Source organism: Allostella sp., from assembly GCF_041913585.1.
GTDB lineage: Bacteria > Pseudomonadota > Alphaproteobacteria > ATCC43930 > Allostellaceae > Allostella.
Genome location: NZ_JAYSFE010000209.1, coordinates 1 through 4,665 on the forward strand (window position 1 = coordinate 1; position 4,665 = coordinate 4,665).

Genomic DNA, 4,665 nt, shown 5'->3' on the forward strand with positions numbered 1-4,665 from the left:
CGGTCCAGGCCCTTCGTGCCCGTCGGCAAGCCAACGTGCCTTGGGGCGGACGTCCAGAACGCACCCAACCTCCTGGCCTGCATAGCCGACCGGGACCTCGCCAATAACCTGTACCGCTCCAGCCTGCCCCTACAGCGTCCGGAGCAGGCGAAATCCAGCCCTCAGCGCCGCCGGTTCGGCGGTCTGGATTTCCTAGCGATATCAAGGAGATGGATGGTGGGCGCGACAGGGATTGAACCTGTGACCCCTACGATGTCAACGTAGTGCTCTCCCGCTGAGCTACGCGCCCACGCTCTCCGTGGGGCCGGCACCCGGTCGGGTTCCGGCCGCGGGACCGGCGATGTAGCACCGGGCGGCCGGGATGGCAACGCATCTTTCGCCGGCACCCCGCAGATCGCCCCCGCCCCGTGCCCATCTGCCGCGTGACACGGGCTCGCGCGGTTTGCCATCATCGGCCGCGCATGGATTCCTCAGGCGAACTCCCCGGAGAGCTGGCGCCCGGGCACGTCGTCGACCGGCCGGCCGCCCCGCCCGGCGCGATCGTGCTCGCCTCGCCGCATTCCGGCCGCCGCTACCCGCCGGACCTGCTGCGCGCCAGCCGGCTCGACCCCCTGACGCTGCGGCGGTCGGAGGACTGCTTCGTCGACGAGCTCTTCGCCGAGGCGGCGCGGCTCGGCGCGCCGATGATCCGGGCGCATTTCCCGCGCGCCTATGTCGACCTCAACCGCGAGCCGTGGGAGCTCGACCCGGCGATGTTCGACGGGCCGCTGCCCGACTTCTGCAACACGCGCTCGCCGCGCGTCCAGGCCGGGCTCGGGACGATCGCCCGCATCGTCGCCAGCGGCGCCGACATCTATGCCCGCAAGCTCACCGTCGCCGAGGGGCTGGAGCGCATCCGCCGCCTCTACCAGCCCTATCACCGCGACCTCGCGGCGCTGGTCGAGGAGCGGCGGCGCGCCGTCGGCCACGCCATCCTCATCGACTGCCACTCCATGCCGTCGACCGGCGGGCCGATGGACCTCGACCCCGGCCGCCGGCGCGCCGACTTCATCCTCGGCGACATCCACGGCAACGCCTGCGCGGCCGCCGTCGCCGACACGGTCGCCGCCGCACTGCGCGGCTTCGGCTACCGCGTCACCCACAACGCCCCCTATGCGGGGGGCTTCACCACCGCCCATTACGGCCGCCCCGCGGAGGGCGTCCACGCCCTGCAGATCGAGGTCAACCGCGACCTCTACATGGACGAGGCCCGCTATGCCCGCAAACCCGAGCTCGCGCGCATCGCGGGCGAGCTGCGCCAGGTCGTCGACCGGCTCGCCCGGATCGACCCGCGGCAGCTGACGCAATGACCGAAGTCCGCATCCGCGACGCCGTCGCCGCCGACATTGCCGCGATCGCGGCGATCTACGGCCACCATGTCCGCCACGGGCTGGCCTCGTTCGAGGAGGAGCCGCCACCGGCCGGCGAGATGGCGCGGCGCCACGCCGAGACGACCGGCCGCGGCTATCCCTACCTGGTGGCGGAGGTCGACGGCGAGGTCGCCGGCTACGCCTATGCCGGGCCGTACCGGACGCGGCCGGCCTACCGCCACTCGGTCGAGAACTCGGTCTATCTCGCCCCCGGACGGGAGCGCGCCGGCATCGGCAGCCGGCTCCTCGCCGAACTGATCCGGCGCTGCGAGGCGGCAGGCTTCCGGCAGATGGTGGCGGTCATCGGCGACAGCGCCAACGCCGCCTCGATCGGCCTCCATGCCCGGCACGGCTTCCGCCATGCCGGGGTGCTGACCGCCATCGGCTACAAGCACGGGCGCTGGGTCGACAGCGTCCTGATGCAGCGCGCGCTCGGGCCGGGCGACACCACCCACCCCGACTGACATCTTTGCCGACTGACACCCGTGCCGCCGGCCAACGGCGGACGCCCCGTTCCGGAGGAGCCCCATGACCACGATCCAGCCGATGCCGCTTCCGGCCGAGACCCTGCGCCTCCTCGGCGAGGCGAGCACCGCCACCATCACCATGCAGCTGCTGAAGCGCGGCTTCCGCGGCCTCGCCATCGCCGGCGTCGGGCCGATGAACCCGGCCGCCGCCCGCTTCGCCGGCCCGGCGGTGACGCTGCGCTACATTCCCGGCCGCGAGGACATCTGCCAGCCGCCGAAGCCGACGGACCCGGCGAGCGCCCAGCGCGTCGCCGTCGAGGAGACGCCGGCGGGCCATGTCCTGGTGATCTCGACGGAGGGCGAGACGCGGGCCGGCACGCTGGGCGACATCCTCGCCTGGCGGCTCAAGGTGCGCGGGCTCGCCGCCGTCGTCTCCGACGGGGCGATGCGGGACGCGCCGGTGCTGGCCGGGCTCGACTTTCCGATCTTCGCGGCCGGCGCCGCGGCACCGGCGAGCATGACCCACCTGCACCCGGTCGAGGTGCAGACGCCGGTCGGTTGCGGCGGGGTGCCGGTCTTTCCCGGCGACGCCGTGGTCGGCGACCTCGACGGCGTCGTCGTCATCCCCCGCCATCTCGTCGAGGAGGTCGCCCGCGACTCCGCCGAGCAGGAGCGCATGGAACGCTTCGTGCAGCGCGAGGTGCGCCGCGGCCGGGCGATTCCCGGGCTCTATCCGCCGAACGAGGAGACCCGGGCGCAGTATCGCGACTGGCTTGCGCGAGGGGAACCGGAGGACTGAGCCTCCGGCCCCCGGCCCGGCTCCGGCCGGCCCTCCGCCGTCAGCGCCGGCGCGGCGGCGGGCGGCGCCCGTCGTTGTAGCCGCGGTAGTAGGCGTCGGCCTCGGCCTGCTTGTGCTGGTCCCAGAGATAGCCGCCGGCGAGGCCGGCCGCGCCGCCGAGGATGGCGCCCAGTGCGGCGTCGCCGCCGATGGCGCCGAGCACGGCACCGCCGCCGGCGCCGATCGCGCCGCCGCTCAGCACCCGCTGCTCGGTCGGCGTCATGCCGGCGCAGCCGGTCAGGAGCGCGCCCGCGAGCACGACCGCCCCGAGGGTCCGGATCGATCCGTTCATCTGTCGTCCTCCTTGCGGGGTCAGCGCTTGCACGGCCAGGTGGCGCGGGCGAAGCGGAACAGGCTGTCGACCGCCTCGGCCTTGGCCTCCGCCGGGTTCGCCTTCGCCCAGGCGAGGAACATCTCGACCGCCTGCGACCGGCTCGGCCGCGGCTCCGGCAGGCAGTAGGGCGGCGGCTCGCCCGGCCGCGGCGCCCCCATGGCCTGGTACTGGTCGGCGACGCCGGCGACGTAGCCGTGGCAGAAGTGCAGGGCCTGCACCGCCATCGGGTCCTGCGGCTGGACGCTGCAGAGGGAGACCAGGCTGGCGGTGTTGCGGACCAGGAAGTCGTCCCGAGTGACGGCCGCGCCGGCGCTCGCCGCCGCGGTCAGGGAAGCGGCGGCCAGCGCCGCTGCGATCGCTCGTTTCATCGGTCGGTGATCCCCTCGCAGTTCCGTCGCACGCGGGCCCCGGCCGGGCCTCCCGGCGGCCCCACCGCCCCGCACCCATGCACATAGTACCGCGCCGCGCCCCACGCCAGCCGCCCGGCCCGCGATCGCCGGTGGCTCGACCGGGGCCGATTGTCGCTATACTCGACCGTCATCACCGGAGCGCCCCGCCCGAAAATGGACATCGACCTCGAACGCGCCCGCCGCGAAACCCCGGGCGTCGCCCACGTCAACCACATGAACAACGCCGGCGCCGCCCTGATGCCGGACCCGGTGCGCCGGGCGGTGATCGGCCATCTCGAGCGCGAGGCCGAGATCGGCGGCTACGAGGCGGCCGACGCCGCCGCCGACGATCTCGAGCGCGGCGTCTACGAGTCACTGGCGCGGCTGGTCGGGGCCGGCGCCGGCGAGATCGCCGTCATCGAGAACGCGACGCGCGCCTGGGACATGGCCTTCTACGGCCTGCCGCTCCAGGCCGGCGACCGCATCCTGACCGCCGAGGCGGAATATTCCTCCAACGTCATCGCCTTCTTCCATCAGGCCCAGCGCCGCGGCGCGGTGGTGGAGACGATCCCGTCCGACGAGACGGGTGCCGTCGACCTCCATGCGCTGGCGCGCGCCATGGACCGGCGCCGGCGCAAGGGACGGGTCGGGCTCGTGGCGATCACGCATGTCCCGACCAACGGCGGACTGGTCAATCCGGCCGCCGAGATCGGCCGGCTGACGCGGGCCGCCGGCGTGCCCTACCTGCTCGACGCCTGCCAGTCGATCGGCCAGATGCCGGTCGACGTGGCCGAGATCGGCTGCGACATGCTGTCGGCCACCGGCCGCAAGTTCCTGCGCGGGCCGCGCGGCACCGGCTTCCTCTTCGTCCGGCAGGACTTCCTGGACCGCATCGATCCGCCCTTCCTCGACAACCACGCCGCGACCTGGGTCGCGCCCCATCGCTACCAGCTGCGACCCGACGCGCGGCGGTTCGAGAACTGGGAGAGCTACGTCGCCGGCAAGCTCGGCCTCAAGGCGGCGGCCGACTACGCGCTCGGCTGGGGGCTGGCGGCAATCGGCCGGCGGACGACCGCCCTCGCCGACCGCATCCGCGAGGGCCTGGGCGCCATCCGCGGCGTGCGGGTGCTCGACCTCGGGCGGCAGCGCTGCGGCATCGTCAGCTTCGCACTGGCCGGAACCGCCGCCGAGGCGGTGCAGCAGGCGCTGGCGGCGCGCCGGATCAACA

6 protein-coding genes and 1 tRNA gene are annotated in these 4,665 nt (G+C 73.9%); 4 read left to right on the forward strand and 3 right to left on the reverse strand.

Features of this window, described 5'->3' with window-relative positions:
- Window positions 1-214: 214 nt before the first annotated feature.
- Window positions 215-289: transfer RNA gene (locus tag ACE3Q3_RS22915), tRNA-Val, on the reverse strand.
- Window positions 290-461: 172 nt separating this feature from the next.
- Between ACE3Q3_RS22915 and ACE3Q3_RS22920 the strand changes: the two genes are divergently transcribed.
- The 3 genes from ACE3Q3_RS22920 to ACE3Q3_RS22930 all read left to right on the forward strand — a co-directional run bounded on the left by ACE3Q3_RS22920 (window position 462) and on the right by ACE3Q3_RS22930 (window position 2,675).
- Window positions 462-1,349: an N-formylglutamate amidohydrolase gene (locus tag ACE3Q3_RS22920; RefSeq protein ID WP_374449939.1), complete on the forward strand. Its 888-nt coding sequence runs from the start codon at window positions 462-464 to the stop codon at window positions 1,347-1,349.
- The gene (locus ACE3Q3_RS22925) at window positions 1,346-1,873 is read left to right on the forward strand and encodes an N-acetyltransferase family protein (RefSeq protein WP_374449941.1); all 528 of its coding nucleotides are present in this window, start codon (window positions 1,346-1,348) and stop codon (window positions 1,871-1,873) included. The genes ACE3Q3_RS22920 and ACE3Q3_RS22925 overlap by 4 nt, the downstream gene beginning before the upstream one ends.
- Before the next feature lie 64 nt (window positions 1,874-1,937).
- Window positions 1,938-2,675 carry a ribonuclease activity regulator RraA gene (locus ACE3Q3_RS22930; RefSeq protein WP_374449944.1) on the forward strand — a complete coding sequence of 246 codons (738 nt, stop codon included), beginning with the start codon at window positions 1,938-1,940 and terminating at the stop codon, window positions 2,673-2,675.
- A gap of 40 nt (window positions 2,676-2,715) precedes the next feature.
- Here ACE3Q3_RS22930 and ACE3Q3_RS22935 read toward each other — a convergent pair whose 3' ends face one another.
- Window positions 2,716-3,006: a hypothetical protein gene (locus ACE3Q3_RS22935; protein ID WP_374449946.1), complete on the reverse strand. Its 291-nt coding sequence runs from the start codon at window positions 3,004-3,006 to the stop codon at window positions 2,716-2,718.
- Window positions 3,007-3,026: 20 nt separating this feature from the next.
- Complete coding sequence (locus ACE3Q3_RS22940) at window positions 3,027-3,416, reverse strand: Rap1a/Tai family immunity protein (protein WP_374449948.1); 390 nt, start codon at window positions 3,414-3,416, stop codon at window positions 3,027-3,029.
- Window positions 3,417-3,611: 195 nt separating this feature from the next.
- Here ACE3Q3_RS22940 and ACE3Q3_RS22945 point away from each other — a divergent pair.
- On the forward strand, window positions 3,612-4,665 hold a 1,054-nt coding region (locus tag ACE3Q3_RS22945; protein ID WP_374449951.1), incomplete at its 3' end, for an aminotransferase class V-fold PLP-dependent enzyme.